The 416-nt window shown below is 54.8% G+C and carries 1 pseudogene; it reads right to left on the bottom strand.

The features are described from left to right. Nucleotides 1-195: 195 nt before the first annotated feature. Nucleotides 196-416: pseudogene (gene loiP, locus FHC49_RS12275) on the bottom strand (metalloprotease LoiP); the annotation flags it as partial.

The raw sequence follows: 416 nt of genomic DNA, 5'->3' as shown, positions 1-416 counted from the left end.
CGATGCGCACGGGTAAAACGTGCCATTAATGTCGGATGCGGCGTGAACGCCTTATCCGACCTACGTTCGGCACCCGTAGGCCGGATAAGATGCGCCAGCATCGCATCCGGCAATGCGCACAAGGTAACAAATGTGCCATTCATGTCAGATGCGGCGTGAACGCCTTATCTGACCTACGTTCGACACCACCAGGCTTTACTTAATCCCATCCGCGCTCATGCGATCGCGAATATGCTGGGCGCGTTCGGCGGATGCAGGATGGTCGTCAAACATTGAGCTTTGGCGACCTTCTTCCAGTTTTGCCAGTTTTTCAAAGCTGGTGGCAAGACCTGCCGGGCTGATGCCGCGTTGGCGCAGAAGATCGTAAGAATAATCATCGGCTTCTGCTTCCTGGCGCTGGGAGAATTGCGAATTGA

It is taken from the genome of Kluyvera sp. EC_51 (assembly GCF_019584505.1).
GTDB lineage: Bacteria > Pseudomonadota > Gammaproteobacteria > Enterobacterales > Enterobacteriaceae > Kluyvera > Kluyvera sichuanensis.
The sequence above is the reverse complement of the archived record's forward strand: the minus strand, read 5'-3'. Positions and strand labels throughout refer to the sequence as shown.